Source organism: Xenorhabdus sp. SGI 60, assembly GCF_056632175.1.
This window is the reverse complement of the sequence record NZ_CP196860.1, coordinates 779,044-797,105: the sequence shown is the minus strand read 5'-3', so window position 1 is coordinate 797,105 and position 18,062 is coordinate 779,044. Positions and strand designations below refer to the sequence as shown.

16 protein-coding genes and 3 pseudogenes are annotated in these 18,062 nt (G+C 41.6%); 9 read left to right on the top strand and 10 right to left on the bottom strand.

Features of this window, described 5'->3' with window-relative positions:
* The first annotated feature begins 93 nt into the window (after positions 1-93).
* The gene (secA, locus tag ACSJJG_RS03660) at positions 94-2,802 is read left to right on the top strand and encodes a preprotein translocase subunit SecA (RefSeq protein ID WP_481088520.1); all 2,709 of its coding nucleotides are present in this window, start codon (positions 94-96) and stop codon (positions 2,800-2,802) included.
* Positions 2,803-3,206: 404 nt separating this feature from the next.
* On the opposite strand, the gene ACSJJG_RS03655 is transcribed toward secA, so the two are convergent.
* Positions 3,207-3,785, bottom strand: a complete 579-nt coding sequence (locus ACSJJG_RS03655) for a DUF4291 domain-containing protein (RefSeq protein WP_189758515.1) — start codon at positions 3,783-3,785, stop codon at positions 3,207-3,209.
* Between the two features lie 153 nt (positions 3,786-3,938).
* Positions 3,939-4,274, bottom strand: coding sequence for a HEAT repeat domain-containing protein (locus tag ACSJJG_RS03650; RefSeq protein ID WP_189758514.1), 336 nt, complete (start codon positions 4,272-4,274; stop codon positions 3,939-3,941).
* A gap of 271 nt (positions 4,275-4,545) precedes the next feature.
* Between ACSJJG_RS03650 and ACSJJG_RS03645 the strand changes: the two genes are divergently transcribed.
* A complete protein-coding gene (locus tag ACSJJG_RS03645; RefSeq protein WP_282885522.1) occupies positions 4,546-5,580 on the top strand; it encodes an IS630 family transposase in 1,035 nt (344 codons plus the stop codon).
* Positions 5,581-5,650: 70 nt separating this feature from the next.
* On the opposite strand, the gene ACSJJG_RS03640 is transcribed toward ACSJJG_RS03645, so the two are convergent.
* Positions 5,651-5,980 (bottom strand): hypothetical protein, encoded by a 330-nt coding sequence (locus ACSJJG_RS03640; RefSeq protein WP_189759380.1) that lies wholly within the window; start codon positions 5,978-5,980, stop codon positions 5,651-5,653.
* Between the two features lie 396 nt (positions 5,981-6,376).
* Here ACSJJG_RS03640 and ACSJJG_RS03635 point away from each other — a divergent pair, with 396 nt between their 5' ends.
* Together ACSJJG_RS03635 and ACSJJG_RS03630 are read left to right on the top strand one after the other, a co-directional pair.
* Positions 6,377-6,595 (top strand): SymE family type I addiction module toxin, encoded by a 219-nt coding sequence (locus ACSJJG_RS03635; protein ID WP_481090368.1) that lies wholly within the window; start codon positions 6,377-6,379, stop codon positions 6,593-6,595.
* 252 nt (positions 6,596-6,847) lie between these two features.
* Positions 6,848-7,934, top strand: a pseudogene (locus ACSJJG_RS03630) (IS3 family transposase).
* 219 nt (positions 7,935-8,153) lie between these two features.
* Here the strand turns inward: ACSJJG_RS03630 and ACSJJG_RS03625 are convergent.
* The 4 genes and pseudogenes from ACSJJG_RS03625 to ACSJJG_RS03610 all read right to left on the bottom strand — a co-directional run bounded on the left by ACSJJG_RS03625 (position 8,154) and on the right by ACSJJG_RS03610 (position 10,899).
* A complete protein-coding gene (locus tag ACSJJG_RS03625; RefSeq protein WP_481088519.1) occupies positions 8,154-8,546 on the bottom strand; it encodes a DUF7424 family protein in 393 nt (130 codons plus the stop codon).
* A 35-nt stretch (positions 8,547-8,581) separates the two neighbouring features.
* Positions 8,582-9,679, bottom strand: a complete 1,098-nt coding sequence (locus tag ACSJJG_RS03620) for an ISAs1 family transposase (protein WP_189761399.1) — start codon at positions 9,677-9,679, stop codon at positions 8,582-8,584.
* Positions 9,680-9,808: 129 nt separating this feature from the next.
* Positions 9,809-10,063 (bottom strand): annotated as a pseudogene (locus ACSJJG_RS03615) (DUF7424 family protein); the annotation flags it as partial.
* Positions 10,064-10,201: 138 nt separating this feature from the next.
* A protein-coding gene (locus ACSJJG_RS03610) for an IS1 family transposase (protein ID WP_223281913.1) occupies positions 10,202-10,899 on the bottom strand; the annotation gives its coding sequence in 2 pieces (ribosomal slippage) (positions 10,202-10,650 and positions 10,650-10,899; 699 coding nt in all).
* Positions 10,900-11,235: 336 nt separating this feature from the next.
* Between ACSJJG_RS03610 and ACSJJG_RS03605 the strand changes: the two are divergent.
* A pseudogene (locus ACSJJG_RS03605) lies at positions 11,236-12,135 on the top strand (IS982 family transposase).
* Between the two features lie 87 nt (positions 12,136-12,222).
* Here ACSJJG_RS03605 and ACSJJG_RS03600 read toward each other — a convergent pair.
* Both ACSJJG_RS03600 and ACSJJG_RS03595 read right to left on the bottom strand, forming a co-directional pair.
* Positions 12,223-12,993, bottom strand: coding sequence for an ABC transporter permease (locus tag ACSJJG_RS03600; protein WP_481088518.1), 771 nt, complete (start codon positions 12,991-12,993; stop codon positions 12,223-12,225).
* The gene (locus tag ACSJJG_RS03595) at positions 12,993-13,916 is read right to left on the bottom strand and encodes an ABC transporter ATP-binding protein (RefSeq protein WP_481088517.1); all 924 of its coding nucleotides are present in this window, start codon (positions 13,914-13,916) and stop codon (positions 12,993-12,995) included. The genes ACSJJG_RS03600 and ACSJJG_RS03595 overlap by 1 nt, the downstream gene beginning before the upstream one ends.
* 184 nt (positions 13,917-14,100) lie before the next feature.
* Between ACSJJG_RS03595 and can the strand changes: the two genes are divergently transcribed.
* Positions 14,101-14,754: a carbonate dehydratase gene (can, locus tag ACSJJG_RS03590; RefSeq protein ID WP_099116848.1), complete on the top strand. Its 654-nt coding sequence runs from the start codon at positions 14,101-14,103 to the stop codon at positions 14,752-14,754.
* Positions 14,755-14,850: 96 nt separating this feature from the next.
* Here the strand turns inward: can and hpt are convergent, their stop codons facing one another.
* Entirely contained in the window at positions 14,851-15,390 is a 540-nt protein-coding gene (gene hpt / locus ACSJJG_RS03585; RefSeq protein ID WP_481088516.1) for a hypoxanthine phosphoribosyltransferase, read from the bottom strand.
* Between the two features lie 276 nt (positions 15,391-15,666).
* On the opposite strand from hpt, the gene ACSJJG_RS03580 reads away from it, so the two are divergent.
* From ACSJJG_RS03580 to speD, 3 genes are all read left to right on the top strand, one after another.
* Positions 15,667-16,023, top strand: coding sequence for a YacC family pilotin-like protein (locus ACSJJG_RS03580; protein ID WP_481088515.1), 357 nt, complete (start codon positions 15,667-15,669; stop codon positions 16,021-16,023).
* Between the two features lie 108 nt (positions 16,024-16,131).
* Positions 16,132-16,995 (top strand): polyamine aminopropyltransferase, encoded by an 864-nt coding sequence (gene speE / locus ACSJJG_RS03575; RefSeq protein ID WP_481088514.1) that lies wholly within the window; start codon positions 16,132-16,134, stop codon positions 16,993-16,995.
* Between the two features lie 28 nt (positions 16,996-17,023).
* Complete coding sequence (gene speD / locus ACSJJG_RS03570; protein ID WP_481088513.1) at positions 17,024-17,818, top strand: adenosylmethionine decarboxylase; 795 nt, start codon at positions 17,024-17,026, stop codon at positions 17,816-17,818.
* Positions 17,819-18,062: the final 244 nt, after the last annotated feature.

Here is an 18,062-nt window from a genome sequence, read left to right as displayed (position 1 = left end):
ACTGCCGTCTTATTTAACTTTAAGTTTAATAAGACAATTTTTAAGGAATGATTGATTGGCTACAACAATAGCCCTATCTGAGATGTGCTAATTATGCTGACTAAATTACTGACAAAAATTTTTGGTAGCCGCAATGACCGTACCTTGCGCCGTTTGCGCAAAGTGGTTGATGAGATCAACCGTATGGAACCGGACTTTGAAAAACTCTCTGATGAAGAGTTGAAAGCGAAAACAGAACAATTTCGTGCCCGTTTTAACGAGAGAGAATCACTGGATAAAATTCTGCCAGAAGCGTTTGCTACTGTGCGTGAAGCCAGTAAACGTGTATTTGGTATGCGCCACTTTGATGCGCAGTTATTGGGCGGGATGGTCTTGAATGAACGCTGCATAGCAGAAATGCGTACAGGTGAAGGTAAAACACTGACTGCAACATTACCGGCTTATCTTAATGCCCTAAGTGGCAAAGGTGTTCACATTGTTACCGTGAACGATTACCTGGCACAGCGCGATGCTGAAAATAACCGCCCGCTGTTTGAATTCCTTGGCTTAAGTGTCGGTATTAACTTACCGGGTATGCCATCACCGGCAAAACGTGAAGCTTATGCTGCGGATATCACTTACGGTACTAACAATGAGTTTGGTTTTGACTATTTGCGCGACAATATGGCATTTAGCCCAGAAGAGCGAGTCCAACGCAAATTGCACTATGCGTTGGTGGATGAAGTTGACTCGATTCTGATCGACGAAGCCCGTACGCCACTGATTATTTCAGGACCGGCGGAAGACAGTTCTGAGCTTTATATCAAAGTAGACAAGCTGATCCCGAAACTGATTCGTCAGGAAAAAGAAGATTCAGATACCTTCCAGGGTGAAGGTCATTTCTCTGTTGATGAAAAAACACGTCAAGTCAACCTGACAGAGCGTGGCCTGGTATTGATTGAAGAGTTATTGGTGGATGCCAAATTGATGGATGAAGGCGAATCCTTGTATTCACCGACCAATATTATGCTGATGCACCATGTAACAGCCGCTCTGCGCGCTCACGTCCTGTTTACCCGCGATGTTGATTATATCGTCAAAGAGGGTGAAGTTATCATCGTTGATGAACATACCGGGCGTACCATGCAAGGACGTCGTTGGTCTGATGGCTTGCACCAGGCTGTGGAAGCGAAAGAAGGTGTTGATATTCAGAATGAAAATCAGACGCTGGCTTCAATCACATTCCAGAACTATTTCCGTATATACGAAAAACTGGCAGGGATGACAGGCACAGCCGACACGGAAGCTTTTGAATTCAGCTCCATTTATAAATTAGATACCATTGTTATTCCAACCAACCGCCCAATGATCCGTCAGGATTTACCGGATCTGGTCTATATGACAGAAGAGGAAAAAATTGAGGCAATCATTGAAGACATCAAAGAGCGGACACACCTTGGCCAGCCTGTTTTGGTGGGGACAATCTCGATTGAGAAATCGGAACTTGTGGCTAACGCATTAACGAAAGCGGGTATTACACATAACGTTCTGAACGCAAAATTTCACGCATTGGAAGCCGACATCATCGCGCAGGCTGGTCAAGCTGGTACAGTGACTATTGCAACCAACATGGCAGGACGTGGTACAGACATCATGTTGGGGGGCAGTTGGCAGGCGGAAATCGCTAAATTGGAAGAGCCAACCGAAGCACAAATCGAGAAAATCAAGGCAGAATGGCAAGAACGCCATGATGCAGTATTGGCTGCGGGTGGCTTACATATTATTGGTACGGAGCGTCATGAATCACGCCGTATAGATAACCAGTTACGTGGTCGTGCGGGCCGTCAGGGTGATGCGGGTTCTTCACGTTTCTACCTCTCAATGGAAGATTCCTTAATGCGCATTTTTGCTTCCGATCGTGTGACCGGCATGATGCGTAAACTGGGCATGCAGCCAGGGGAAGCCATTGAACACCCATGGGTAACGAAAGCGATTGCGAATGCTCAACGTAAAGTTGAGAGCCGTAACTTTGATATTCGTAAACAGTTGCTGGAATATGATGATGTTGCGAACGATCAGCGCCGGGCTATTTATGCTCAACGTAACGATTTGCTTGATGTGAGTGATGTCAGCGAAACCATCACCAGCATCCGCGAAGATGTCTTCAAGGTAACCATTGATGCTCATATTCCACCGCAATCACTGGAAGAAATGTGGGATATTGAAGGATTGCAAGAACGTTTAATCAACGATTTCGATTTGAATCTGCCAATCAAAGAGTGGTTGGACAAAGAGCCTGAATTGCACGAAGAAACATTGCGTGAACGTATTCTTGAAAAAGCGATCGAAATTTATAAGCAAAAAGAAGAAATTGTCGGTGCAGAAATGATGCGTAACTTTGAAAAAGGCATCATGTTGCAAACTCTGGACACATTGTGGAAAGAGCATTTGGCGGCGATGGATTACCTCCGCCAAGGCATTCACTTGCGTGGTTACGCCCAGAAGGATCCAAAACAGGAGTATAAACGCGAATCTTTTGCCATGTTTGCCAATATGCTGGAATCACTGAAATATGAAGTGATCAGTACCTTGAGCAAGGTCCAGGTTAGAATGCCGGAAGAAGTAGAGGCGCTTGAACAGCAGCGTCGTGAAGAAGCTGAACGTTTGGCAAAACAACAACATTTGAGCCATGAAGTCGAACAGGGTGCGTTGATGTCAAAGGCCGAAGCTCAAATGGCAACGGGAGAGCGTAAAGTTGGACGCAATGATCCTTGCCCATGTGGTTCTGGCAAAAAATATAAGCATTGCCACGGTCGCTTATAAGTAGAGTGAATTTATAAGCAAAAAAGTCGGCCAGTGGTGAATTCAGTTACCACTGGCACGGGTTGATTTATCGAAAACCAAAAGCTGGAAGATAATGGAGATCATTCCGGCTTGCAAATCAATGTGATTGTTTATATCTCCTCGCTGCGCGAGGAGATATAAGACGCATCTTAAAAGGCGATTGGTATAATCAATTCTCTTTTTTCACCCTGAATAAATAGCGTTTCAAAATAATAGGAGTATTCCTTACCCTGCGCGCCGCGCGGGGTAAGGAACCCCAACATCTGATACTCTCAGTATTATGAAAACCTATTTATATTTTAAATTATTCAAGGTGAACGGTTACTGGGGTGATATCCTGTTGTCATGTTATTCCCTTTGGATTATTGAAATGAGATGCTGAATTATCCCAAATAAATTCTTTCTTCTGGTAACAAATCGTAAGCCATATCCAGTTTATTCATTTTTACCAACTCATGAATACGATGTGCTTTACTCGTTATATCCTCGATGTTGATAATCCATTGGTTGACATAATGTTCCACAGCCTGATTACGCAGACCAATCTGTATGGTTCTCTGTTCTAACTTATTTAAATGAATGTCTCGTTCAGGGTCCCATTGAATAACCACATCACTTTGTTGAACTTCTTTTTTCCATTCTTCCTGAGAATTAAACAAATCAGGGTCATAATGACTAATAACGCCTTGTTGAAGAATTTCTCTAAATCCATCATGCGTGATATCAATAGCCAAAATACGTTCCTGACCACGGTCTTTCATTCCCCAGCCAGAACGATACATCATCCATAAGAATGAGGGTTTAATCCATGTCATGCGCGTCATACTAAAAGGTGGAGAAACGAACGTGTTATTTTTAACGGCGCTGTTAGCAATGATAGTAGAATACGCCTGATATACTCTAACTGATTGTGGAGTGTAAAATGCTTTTATTGGGTTGTTTTTATATGTAAATATGGTCATTTTTTGCTACCTAATTGTCATTTATTATGCTATGTCAAGGTGATATGTTAAGGTGGATATAACAAAGTCGGAAGATCATGGAAACCTTTACGGCTATTATTTTGACTATCTCACCGATTATTTTAAATATCTTTTCAATTGATTAAGTGCATTTTATTTAATTATTTCATTATCTGATGTTGAAAGTATTTTTAACTTTTCCAGCGCTTCAGGTGTACCTATATCACCCAATCCCCAAATGCATTTTACAGCTAAAGCATAACTGTCATCAAAATATAGATATTCCAATTCAAATGTTGCTACCTTATATAACGCATCAACACTAGAAGGTTTTTTATATTTCTGCAATAGCCTTGCTAAATCTTCGTGTTTATAATGCCACTGTGCTAATATTAATTCGTTCAATATGTAAATGCATTTATATTCATACCCTACGATTGCAGCCAAATATAGAAAACTATCAATAGCATTAGCATCTTTTTTTATCATTGATAATTCAATATCATGGCAAATATTTATTTTTCCAAAAAAAAACGATATACCGTTGGACAAGAGTTTCTTTGTCGATCTCTTTTCCCATAAATGAATCTATGAGTTCTATTTTTTTACTCTGCATATTAATCAACCTTTTTTATATCTTTTATTCTTTCAAATTTTGATAAATAACTTTTCAAAATGGTAGGAGTGTCGAAGAAACTCAGTCCAATTTTTGCGAATTTTGATTTTCCACAAACAAAAAAGCAAAAGAGAGGACTGAGTCATGCTTATCTTACCACCAACTTTCCGTATTGAACGCCGTTTGATGAAAAAAATTGCCCAAAAAACGCAAGATAAAGCCTATGCTATCCGGGTTATGGCCGTGCTTGCACTTTACCGAGGTGAATCAGTTTCTGTCGTAGCTAAAGAATTTTGTATCGCTCAATCTTCTGTATGGCGTTGGATTAAGCGTTTTAGAACATATGGTTGGATAGGATTGAAAAGTAAGCCAGCGGGCCGCCATCGCCAATGGGATCTGGCCCCACTTTTACCTTTTATTCTTCATTTACTGGAAATTTCGCCACAACAGCTCGATTATGTCCGTTCTCGCTGGAGTCTGGAGCTTTTTATTATTCAGATCAACAAAATAATAAACATGAAATTTTCAATCAGTACACTTTATCGATTTCTCCATAAAAATAAAATCGTTTGGCGACGGGTAGCCCCTACCGTACATAAACCAGACCCTAACTATGAGGAGAAAATGGCACGTATTAATCAGGCATTATCACAGGCATCAGAAGAAAATCCCGTCTTTTATGAGGATGAAGTGGATATTAATTTCAATCCCAAAATAGGTTCAGACTGGTATTTCAAAGGGCAGCAAAAAAGGCTCATTACACCGGGAAAAAATCAAAAATACTACTTTGCTGGTTGTTTTAATATTCAAACCAGAGAAATTGTCTATACGGGTTATAATAGAAAGAACTCTCAATTATTTATCAAAATGTTAGAGAAATTAAAGCACCATTACCATCATGCAAAAACGCTAACCGTCATTTTAGATAATTACAGCATTCATACCAGCAAACAAGTCAAAGCCTGGTTGGAGCTAAATCCGACAGTAACACTGTTATTTCTTCCTATTTACTCTCCATGGTTGAATAAAATAGAATGGTTATGGCAATCATTGCATGAAACGGTGACACGAAATCATTATTGCCAATATATGTGGCAGCTAATCAAAAAAGTTAAGATTTTTTTGAATGCCGCTTCAGCAACCACATGGAAAGGAATAGGAAATATGAAACTCTCATGATTATGAAAAGTTATATATATTTTCATTAAATACATCTATATCAATCCAACTTCAAGTTGCAGCTTGCAAATCAATGTGATTGTTTATATCTCCCCGCTTCGTGGGGAGATATAAGACGCATCTTGAAAGGCGATTGGTATAGAGCTTTACCTTTACCAAGTCCTACATTTATTTGTTCATCTTCTGCTTTAAAATAAGCATTATATTTACTCCATCCTTTGCTAATTACTGGCATATCAGGATATTCCTTCATCGTGATTTTGGACGTGTCTCTCACTCCAATCTGTTCCAGAACTTTTGTTGTACCAAGATTTAAGCCAAAACGAACAAGTGTACCTGTATAGCTTTCAAAAGCTCCAGCATCCCTAGCGGATCTTAGGGATGATTCCGGTGCGGTCATACTGTTTTAAGTGATTTTTCCTTGACTATCAGATTGTTAAAGAACCGTTTTTACCTGTTCCACCCAACCCCGCGAACCTAAAACGCCGATAGGCACCTTTTAACCTGTTTGCCCGGTGCACTTTTGCCCTGCTTCCGCTGTCAGCCGTTATGCAGTATAGCGCCCCTTTTCCCTTGTTATTAACTGAATAGCCTGTTTTTGTGCGGTTTTTCACGGGAACGAGCAAGGAGCACAGCGACTGCGAGGTTGGGACGGAGGAGGTAAACACGGAGGCCGCAGCCCGACCTACCTACAGGGGGGTTGGCCTGAACAACGTATGGCAGCTAAAGAAGAAGCGCTTTTAGCCGGACGGGGCACGGTGTTCCGCTCTGGCGCGGTTTTTGGCAGGGACCCGCGATAAATTTAGCGGGAAGATGTCTTAAACAGGCTGGATTCGATATTGGCGGCACACTGACCGTTAAAATTATGGACGGCTGTCTGGTGCTCATCCCTGACAGTGACGACACCGCAGCGTCAAGGAACAGTACCAGCGCCAGCAAGACCAGCTCAGTGAGATTAAGCTCAGAATGCGGGAACTGCTTGGCAACTACAACAGCAACTAAGGGCAGGGACTGAGCCGCTCTAAAAAAAGGAGAGGGCCGGAAGATCACGGGGATCTTTCCGGCTTGATCTTATTTTATTGTAAATGGGTTAATCCATTTCATAGCATATTCTAATACAGTGTTTAAGTTCTGTGGTCCTCCATATCCTTTGAACTCTTTATCGTCAGCTTTTATGTTAATCCAATGGTAATCCCCCCTAAATACCAGAGTGTCCATAAGTAGAATTTTCTCATACGCTTAAAGTATCAGAGGAGATTGAAATCTTATGAAAAAATCGCGTTTTACTGACAGCCAAATCTTAGCCATTCTAAAACAGGCTGAAGCAGGTACACCTGTACCAGGACTGTGCCGTGAACACGGCATAAGCAGTGCCAGTTTTTACAAATGGCGGGCTAAATACGGCGGAATGGATGCCTCTTTGATGACCCGTTTGAAAGAACTGGAAGAAGAAAACCGACGCCTTAAGAAGATGTATGCTGAAGAGCGGTTAAAGGCTGAGATTATTCAGGAAGCCATGACAAAAAAGTGGTAAAGCCCGCTCAACGTCGGCAGATGGCAAAAGACGCGGTTGAGCAGAAATCCATTAGCATTCGCCAGGCCTGTCAGATTTTAGGGTCAGTGAAAGCAGCTATCACGCTAGGCCCCGATTATCTTCAGAAAATCGGCTCATTGCGGATTGGTTGCTCATGCTCACAGAACAACAGCGTCATTGGGGATTTGGGCTTTGCTACCTGTATTTACGCAATGTAAAAGGATTTTATTGGAATCATAAACGGGTTTATCGAATTTATTGTGAATTGGCTCTGAATAAACGCATAAAACCTAAAAAGCGCTTAAAGCGTGAACAGCCTGAATCGTTAAAAGTCCCTGATAGGCCTAATGATAGTTGGTCTATGGACTTTATGTACGACCAGCTGTCAGATGGGCGTTCGGTACGTTTGCTCAACATCATTGATGACTTTAATCGTGAAGCCTTGGCGATGGAGGTGGATTTTTCATTACCAAGCTGTCGTGTAATACGCACGTTGGAACAGCTGATAGAATGGTGAGGCAAGCCGGTTTCAATTCGTTGTGATAACGGTCCCGAATATACCAGCGCTGAATTTCAAGCCTGGGCGAAGCAACATCAAATCCAGCTGAATTTTATCCAACCCGGAAAACCGCAACAGAATGCTTATGTTGAACGTTATAATCGAACAGTACGCTATGACTGGTTGGGCCAATATTTATTTGCTTCTTTGAGTGAATGACAAGATTCGGCGACAAAATGGTTGTGGTTTTATAATAATGAAAGACCCAATATGGCATTAGGAGGGTATACACCGACACAACATTTATTACGGGCCGCTTAAATTCTACTTTTGACCTCCATGGAAAATGGGAGGATTACCCTTCAACCCCTGACGTTGGCCGGAACACTCTTGCCATCCGGATGATCTTTCCCTCAATCGGAGCGATTCAAAACCTTGCGGTCTGACAGGTTTACCAGCTTCGCTGGGCAAATGAAAAAGCCGTATTACTACGGCCTTGTGATTAAGGTAAATGTCGTCTTGGATCAAGACAAGAACACACTATTTTTTATCTGTTTGTAAAAAATCGAAATAGTCAGGTGTAACAAGAAAAGGAACAAAATCACCATTAGACAAAGATGAGTTGGAAACATCCGATAGTCTAAATTTCATTTCCTTAGCCAGATTGATCCCATTTGCCACAAGCGGGTAATCTTTATTTTTCGTACTGGTCATATAAGTACCCAGACTAACCAAGGTTGGCACAGGTTTTGTTCCTCTTTCCAGAATAATGCTCATTCTGATATCCAGTTTACCCATCATATCTTTTTGTGCCTTTTTGACTTTATTAAGCACATCTTTTGGGATCACCGCACCTGCATAAGCCTTTTGGTGGGAAAGAATAAAAACATCCGCCTCATCACCCAGTTGACCATCTTCTGGCAATACCCCCACTGCGACACAGGGCGGGATTCCACTTTGTATTTAATTCAATCAAAGATAAGCTGACTACGGAATTCTGCTGACCACGTTGCTCTTCGACGTTTAGCCACTTGACTATCTTTTATACTGGTATTTTGTTTAATCACATTGAGTGCTATACGATTAAAAAGCGCCATTTGTGCCGCACCATCAGGATCTTTAAGCGAAATAGCATCTTCCCTAAAGGTGACATCCAAAACCCAATGCAGTTCATTTTCCACCGACCAGTGTCTTCTTATTGCTGTGGCCGCCAGTTCCGCATCTAAAGGCAATGAACTGACATACCAGCGTGAGTCACGATGGGGGGCTTGGCCTTTCACTTTGCGTTCACTGACTACTTCTATAACCGATTGTATTGAAGGCCATTTTTCCTGAAGCCCTTCGGGTAATGCCACAGGAATTTGCATAACGTGACGGAGTTCTTCTCGCCCATGGCCTCTACTTTTCTCTGTAAATTCAACAAGCTCATGACTTTCATAATGCGCAGCAAAATGGGATTTAACAAACTCAGCCAGACTTTTCTGATTACCTTTAACGGCAACAATAAAGTCGCCCCCCCGCTGAGTAATTAACTCAAGCGTTTCTTTCTGGCAATGCAGCGCATCCATCGTGACGATCGCATCATCAAGCGCCAATAATTCAATCAGTTGTCTTGCAACCGGACCTTCTTTGCCTTTACTTTCGGCTGTCCGATGATACAGGGCAACACCGGAGTCCACATCATAAGCACTGACTATATGCAGGGCTTCAAACAGAGTCCCTTTACACGTCCCTTTCATCGTTTTTCCATCAATAGCGATAAGGCTTTTTCCTGCTTTGAGCCGGCGCTGATTTACCCAGCTATAAAAGGCTTCAACCAGGGCATCTTGTTCTATCATTTTGATAATATTGGCAATACAGTGACGACGAGGAATACCATGAGTAAAGCGCGTATATTTTTTAAGCCACTCGATTTGTATCTCACCAAATTCTTGAATCGATTTCCAACCTGATGCACCACATAACACGGCTGCAAAAGCCAAAAAAATCACATCCATCAATTCATGTTTTTTATTGATGTCAGAACGTGGGTCATCTATCTTGCTGATAAAATAAAAAATACTCATTGTTATGATCGCTATTTTTATGGAATAGCGTGATCTTAGCGTTTTAATGGGAGAAATAGCTATAGAAAGTCATATTCTGGTCTTTATTTAACCTCAATAACCTTGCTAAAAATGTGAGATCTCGCCCTGCACTGCGACAGGAATAGTGAAATGCGCATAGGAATCAAATTTCTTGCGATAACATTCCACGTACTCGGCATTTTTAAAAATAGTGGGGACTTTCTGTTTTAGTTCGATGAGGTTCTTTGATTCCTTACGTGAATCTTCATAGTCATTACAGGATGACACTTCAATATCGATATTACCCTTAACCAATTTATGCTCAACCGCTGTGAGATCATCGGTATTTACTTTCGTTTCAACATCAACCTTACAACCGGAAAGGAGATTGTCGCCAGTGCTTTATTGTAATGGTTAGTCATAGAAATTTACCATAAGTCGAACATTTCTTCCGGCTCAAACAGAGTCAACTATTTCAATATCTTGTGACCAATAAATAGAAAATCAGGTCATGATTCCAATTTATTGATAGTGACGAATGTTCAAATAATACCCAATGACTCTGTCATGCATTTCTATGGATTTTGAAAAAGATAAGGTCTTGCGAGTCAGTCTTGCCAAATGCTGACGAAGATTCAGGTTATGCCTCTCTATGCGTTGTGTATAACGCTTGCTGACCACATGCAGTTTACCGGCCAGTATTTTTTCATAACTTCTCCAACCATCTGTCATATAGACCACTATGTTAAAAGGCGCCAGCAAAGCCATCAGACGCCCCAAGGTCCTCTTTGTTCTCGGGCCAAAAACATGGGCGATCACTTTTCGTCTTATCCTGTCGTAGGCATAAAAGAGCCAGCGGGGCTGATTCTTTGACTTCACGTACGACCACTGCTCATCCATTTCACAGCAGACAATCACTTCAGTGCCAGGAGCAATGGTTTCGGTTACCGATTTGGGTTTGAGCTTTTTAAATGGCGAAGAACGGTATTCAGGCCAATTCCCATCACTCGTGCTGTCGCCCGACATCCCATGCCATTCATGGCCATATCGACGATTTGTTTATGTGTACCGGGACGACAAGCGGCATAAGTGAATTCGAGTTGCCAGGAGTGACGGCAGGATTGGCAAAGATAACGTTGCTGACCAGAACGTGAGCGCCCATTACGGTGGATCCCTTTAACTGCACAACAAGAGGGACAGGTCACATCAATCTTTGCCATCTGAATGTTCTCCAAATAGGCATACTATACATGATTCAATAAATTGATGTCACGACCGAAAATCATGTAAAAATAAAACCAATGAAACCAAATTTCGTATTCAAGGTGTTATTAGTTGTGTCTACTCTTTATTTTCAACCCTAATAGCGATACAAGAATCAACATATTGAATATTCAATTTAATAATTAATATGATATACCAATCTAACTTCAAGATACGTGTGATGTCTTATATAGTCTAACGCGATGCTCGACTTTCGTGGTGAGTTGAAATGACATAGCCGCTCCTTTATAACTTTAAGTCGCCAAACTGAGAGAAATAAAGGAACAAAGGCTATGTCACAGCAAGATTTTATCATTTGGGTGTTTTGTTGGGTAGACGATAATTTAACAGCGTTACAGCAAGACATACGATTAAGGAGCCGGGGGAATCCACCTAAGCTGAGTGATGCGGAAGTCATCACGATGGAAGTGATTGGTGAATTCTTAGGGTTTTCAACAGATAAAGGCATTTGGACGTATTTTTGTGACCACTGGCGTGAGTGGTTTCCAGGACTCGGTTCACGTGCCAATTTTGCTAAACAGGCTTCAAATCTTTGGGTTGTTAAACAAAAACTGCAAGAGAAGCTGGCGAGATTATTGGGTGCATTCGACAGGCCGGTACATATCCTCGACGGATTTCCGCTGCCCGTCTGTGGATTCAAAAGAGCGAAAGGCAGTGCCAATTTTAAAGGACAAGCCGATTATGGATACTGTGCCGCCAAGAACGAAACTTACTACGGCTTTAAAGGGCATCTCATGATAGATGAAATCGGCGTAGTCACGGGGTTCACGTTAACACCTGCTAATGTCAGTGAGCGTGAAGCGGCCTGGGATGTGTCGGCCCGATAAAAGGCTATTTGCTGGGTGATAAAGGGTATTTAGGCGTTGAGTTTAAACAGGAAATGAAAAAGCAGGGTATTGAGATGATTACGCCGGTGCGTGCCAATATGGATGATCCGATTCCCAGGGAAACCAGAAAGCGTATTAATGACAAACGCCGTCTAAATTGAAACCGTGATTGGTCAACTTGCCGGGCAATTTGCTATCGAGAAGTGCTGGGCGCGGGATTTGTGGCATTTGGGTAATGGAATCGCCAGAAAACTGCTTTCTCATACGTTGGGTATTTTTGCTAATTTTAAACAAGGTAAAAGTCAACGCGACTGGCTTCAACAAGCTAACGTTATAGGATGTTAAAGTCGAGCATCGCGTTAGTGTTGTAAATTTTTAATGCGTATATCTACTCCGCCGCAATCAACGGCGGAGTATTGAATTTTTTGGCTATTAAGTTCTCAGCCCTCGCCCTGATTCAATCAGATACCAGGCCAATAGATAGAATCCAACAATAAAAAGCCCCAGCATACCTAATGTCATCGCCAGAGAAACATCCATAATACCGAGAAAACCATAACGGAAGCCACTGACCATATAGACGATGGGGTTTAGCTTTGACACTATTTGCCAGAAAGCAGGCAACAGGGTAAGGGAGTAGAATACGCCCCCCAGATAGGTTAACGGGGTCAGAACAAATGTTGGAATAATACTAATATCATCAAACGTTTTCGCAAAAATGGCATTCAATAGCCCCGCCAACGAAAATAAGATTGATGTTGCCAATAAAGTGATCACCACCATTCCCCATGAATGTATCTGTAACGGTACGAACAATAGGGAAACCAGTGTCACCAGGATGCCAACGCATACCCCACGCGCTACTCCCCCCCCAACAAACCCAGCAATAATGATATGGGTTGGAACCGGAGCGACCAGTACTTCTTCAATACTGCGCTGGAACTTAGCGCCAAAGAAAGACGAAGAAACGTTAGAGTAAGAGTTGGTGATCACTGACATCATTATCAACCCGGGTACAATAAACTGCATATAACCCACCCCACCCATTTCGCCAATGCGGGAACCGACCAGATTGCCGAAGATAACGAAATAAAGAGACATCGTGATCACTGGCGGCAGTAATGTCTGTACCCAAATACGACCAAAACGGGTAACTTCTTTGCTCCAAATGGTTTTCAGAGCTACCCAATATAGTTGGATCATTACCTCTCTCCTTGATTGTTATTGGTTAATCCGACAAATAGCTCTTCCAGGCGATTCGCTTTATTGCGCATGCTACTGATTTGTATGCCCTGCGTGCTTAACTGGGAGAAAACATCATTTAATCCCTGCCCACGTTTTACATCCACTTCCAGTGTTACTGCATCAATCAGACGGTAGTCGTAGCCTTCAACAACAGGCTTTGCTTCTTTTGGTAATAAATCCAGCAAGAATGTTTCACTTTCAAGTTGACTAAGCAGGTTTTTCATGCTTGTGTTTTCCACCAGCTCACCATGTTGGATAATGCCGATGTTACGACACAGCATCTCAGCTTCTTCAAGATAGTGGGTTGTCAGGATGATTGTGGTTCCCTGTGCATTCAATTCTTTCAAAAATTCCCACATAGAGCGACGCAGTTCGATATCCACTCCCGCTGTAGGTTCATCAAGAATCAACAATTTTGGCTGGTGCATTAAGGCACGAGCAATCATTAAACGCCGTTTCATACCACCAGATAAACGAATTGCCCGCTCGTTGCGCTTTTCCCATAGATCCAATTGAGTAAGGTAGGTTTCCGCTCTCTCCTGTGCCAGATCGCGTGGAACGCCATAGTATCCCGCTTGATTCAATACAATCTGAATCACTGTTTCGAATGGATTGAAATTAAATTCCTGTGGAACAAGGCCAAGTTGCCGTTTGGCATTAACGAGATCCGTATCAATATCGTAGCCAAAGACGTTGACCTCACCGCCACTTTTATTAACCAAGGAGCTAATAATCCCTATCGTGGTCGATTTCCCGGCGCCATTTGGCCCTAAAAGCGCGTAGAAATCGCCTGCTTCTACACGCAAATCAATCCCCCGCAGTGCTTTCACTCCACTCTCATAGACTTTCGTGAGCTGCGTCAATTCCAATGCGTAAGCCATAAGTAAAAAATACCTTTATTATTTGCTAATTCTGACTGCTGCAAGAGAGAAAGTATGCCATTATTTTTCTCCTATTTCTTAGCAATGATAGGGGGCCAATAAAAAACATTCTTCAATAAAATATTAAATTCTCAATTAATGTTGTATATGATTCTATCTTAAACATGTTACTAGGCTATTAGTTATGATGAGAAAAATTGAAGAGCTGTTTGCCAGGAACAAACAGTGGTCAAAGTCCGTAAACGAAGAAAACCCCCTTTTCTTCAAAGAATTATCAAAAGCACAAAAACCCCATTTTCTGTGGATAGGCTGCTCTGATAGCCGAGTACCTGCCGAAAAACTGATTGATGCAGCCCCTGGCGATCTTTTTGTTCACCGAAACGTCGCTAACCTTGTTATCCATACCGATTTAAACTGTTTATCTGTTGTACAATATGCCGTTGATGTTTTGCAGGTTGAGCACATCATCATCTGTGGTCACTACGGTTGCGGTGGCATTGAAGCTGCCGTGGATGGCACTGAATTGGGCTTAATCAATAACTGGCTGCTCCATATCCGTGATTTGTGGTACAAGCACAGTTCCATGCTGGGTGAGTTACCGCCTAATGATCGACTGAATCGCCTGTGTGAGTTGAATGTCATTGAACAGGTTTACAACCTTGGTCACTCAACCATTATGCAATCTGCATGGAAACGCGGGCAGAAAGTGATGATCCACGGTTGGGTATACGGTTTAAAGGATGGTGAGTTACATGATCTGGATATTACCGCTGACAGCCGTGAAAAATTGGAGCTTAATTACCGTCAGGCTATTTCCAAGTTATCTCAGACAAAATAGCAACTCGAAAGACAATCTATTATTAGAAAAACAAATGGCAGCCCAAAAGCTGCCATTTGCTTATACCATATTGATTATTTCTGCTTATCGCAAAAATTAATCCTCTAGCAAGGTGACATGTCCGATATAAGGCAGATGGCGATAACGCTGTGCATAGTCAATGCCGTAACCGATGACAAATTTATCTTCAATTGAATAACCGATCCACTCAACTGGCACATCGACTTCGCGACGAGAGGGTTTGTTCAACAAGGTACAAATCGCCAGTGAATTAGGTTCACGCAGCGCCAGAATCTCGCGGATTTTGTTCAGTGTATTGCCTGAGTCGATAATATCTTCAACGATCAGCACATCTTTACCACGAATGTCTTCATCCAGATCCTTGAGGATTTTCACATCGCGGGTAGAACTCATCTCATTGCCATAGCTGGATGCAGTCATAAAATCCACTTCGTGGGGAACCTGAATTTCACGGCATAAATCTGCCATAAAGATAAACGACCCTCTCAACAAGCCAACCAACACTAATTCACGATCGCTATTACGATAGTGTTCTGTAATCTGCTGCCCTAACTCAGCAATACGTTGCTTAACCTCTTGTTCGGAGATCATTACTTCTACAATATGTTTCTTCATTAATATAACCAGTTGATTTTATCTAAATAGTTACAAGCAAAACCCAAAAATGAATGTGACTATTTTAAACATACCGCTCAATAGCATAAGCTCACCGAGCGCATAAAATAACACTCTCTGCCATCAGAACAAACCTGTTCGTTAACATACAACCCAATTTTCTCACTGGCAGAAAAAACGGTAATTTTATTAAATTGAAGCAAATAAAGTTTGGCTAACAAAGACATTAATATGTTAATTTAAGTAAAATGGTAAAAAATCAGTATAATAGAAATTATGCAAAAAATTGCCTTATTCGCGTACATTCTGGCTCTGTTTAGTTTTGCTCAACCAGCAACAGCACTGTCTGAGAATGAAGCTGAAGATCTCGCTGATCTGACAGCCGTCTATATCTATCTAAAACATGACTGCGGCTATAGCCAAATCCCAGATTTTCAAATTAAGCGTACAATTATCTATTTTGCCCAACGCAACAAGTGGGATCTCAATAACTATGATAGTCAGTTAATGCAAAAACTAAATCAATTAGGTTACAACGATTTAAAGGAAATCAACCTGCCTCATGAGGTTAAATGCCGTTCTCTTGCAAGGAACTCCCTCAGCCTGCTCTCCTATATAAAAAGTTCCTTTTAACGACTTCCAAGATTAATTTCATGTTGAAACTAAGTGACAGCTATGTGAATTGTTGGTTACTATGTGCACCCAATGCCGATGAAGATCACAATGGAGGAATAGCAGAACATGTCACAAAAAGAAATTTGGTATGAAACGTTACATCCCAATTTCGGTCAGTATTTCGCAGTTGAAAACGTACTTTATCACGATAAAACAGAGCATCAAGATCTCATTATTTTTGAAAATACAGAACTAGGCCGCATCATGGCACTTGATGGTGTGGTTCAAACCACAGAGCGCGATGAGTTTATCTACCATGAAATGATGGCCCATGTACCACTATTTGCGCACGGCCAAGCCCAGAAAGTGTTGATCATTGGCGGTGGTGATGGCGGGATGCTGCGTGAAGTTTGCCGTCATCACTATCTCGACAATATTACAATGGTAGAAATTGATGCTGGTGTAGTCGAATTCTGTCGCCAATATTTGCCAAACCATAACGCGGGAGCCTATAACGATCCCCGTTTCAAGCTGGTGATTGACGATGGCATTAATTTTGTCAAAACCATATCTGAAAAATTTGATGTCATCATTTCAGATTGTACCGATCCTGATGGACCAGGTGAAAGCCTGTTTACTTCTGAATTTTATGCAGGCTGCGCTGGTTGCCTAAACGAAGGTGGTATTTTTGTTGCCCAAAACGGTGTCTGTTTCTTTCAACAGGATGAAGCCGTCAACAGCCATAAAAAGTTAAGCCACTATTTTACTGACAGCAGTTTTTATCAGGCAGCCATTCCAACCTATTACGGTGGGATCATGACATTTGCATGGGCAACCCAGAATTCTGCCTTGCGTCAGGTATCTCTGACAACGTTACAACAACGCGTTGAAGACGCGGCCATAACCTGCCGTTACTACACACCCGCCGTACATGCAGGCAGTTTTGCACTACCGCAATACTTACTGGATGCTCTATCTGGAAACCAATAATCATCCATTAACCGGGAGGTGAACTAAATTGCGCAAACTGAAATTGCACGGCTTTAATAATCTAACAAAAAGCTTGAGTTTCTGTATCTATGACATCTGTTATGCAAAAACAAAAGCCGATCGCGACAGTTATATCGCGTACATTGATGAACAGTATAATGCAACCCGCCTAACTGAAATTCTCAGTGAAACCTGTTCAATCATTGGTGCAAACATTCTTAATATTGCTCGCCAAGACTATGACCCCAAAGGGGCAAGCGTTACCATTTTAATTAGTGAAGACCCCATTGATCCCAAGCTGGTGGATAATACGGAAAGCCTAGGCCTACTCCCTGATTCTGTCGTTGCTCACTTGGACAAGAGCCATATCTGTGTGCATACCTATCCAGAAAGCCATCCAGATGGCGGCATATGTACCTTCAGGGCAGATATTGAAGTCTCAACCTGTGGTGTTATTTCTCCCCTTAATGCTCTGAATTATCTGATTTATGAATTGGAATCTGACATTGTGACAATGGATTATCGTGTTCGTGGTTTTACCCGAGATATTAATGGCGTAAAGCACTATATCGACCATGAAATTAGCTCCATCCAGAATTATGTGACAGAAGAGATCCAATCTCAGTACCATATGATTGATGTGAATATTTTCCAGGAAAATCTCTTCCATACTAAAATGATGCTGAAAGAATTTGATCTGAATGAATATTTGTTCAATACCACAGCTGAAGACTTGAGTGAAACGGAAAAGAGAGAAATCATCCAGTTACTTAAGAAAGAGATAAAAGAAATCTATTATGGCCGAAATTTACCCGATCTATAACTAATTGAATTCAGCCTGATCTATTTGACTGGCTGAATATCAATCAACCAGTCATTCATTTTTTATCAAACATAACATTCTTTATTTTAAAGATCCTCTTTGTGTGTTATACGTCATTTTTCCGAAAAATAATAATGGAAATAATAAAGCGTAAGAAAAAAAACACCATTTAATATTCATGAATGTTTTTAGTTTTTATGGAAATCCATAAAAATAGCATTCATTACTACTATATAGGGGTACA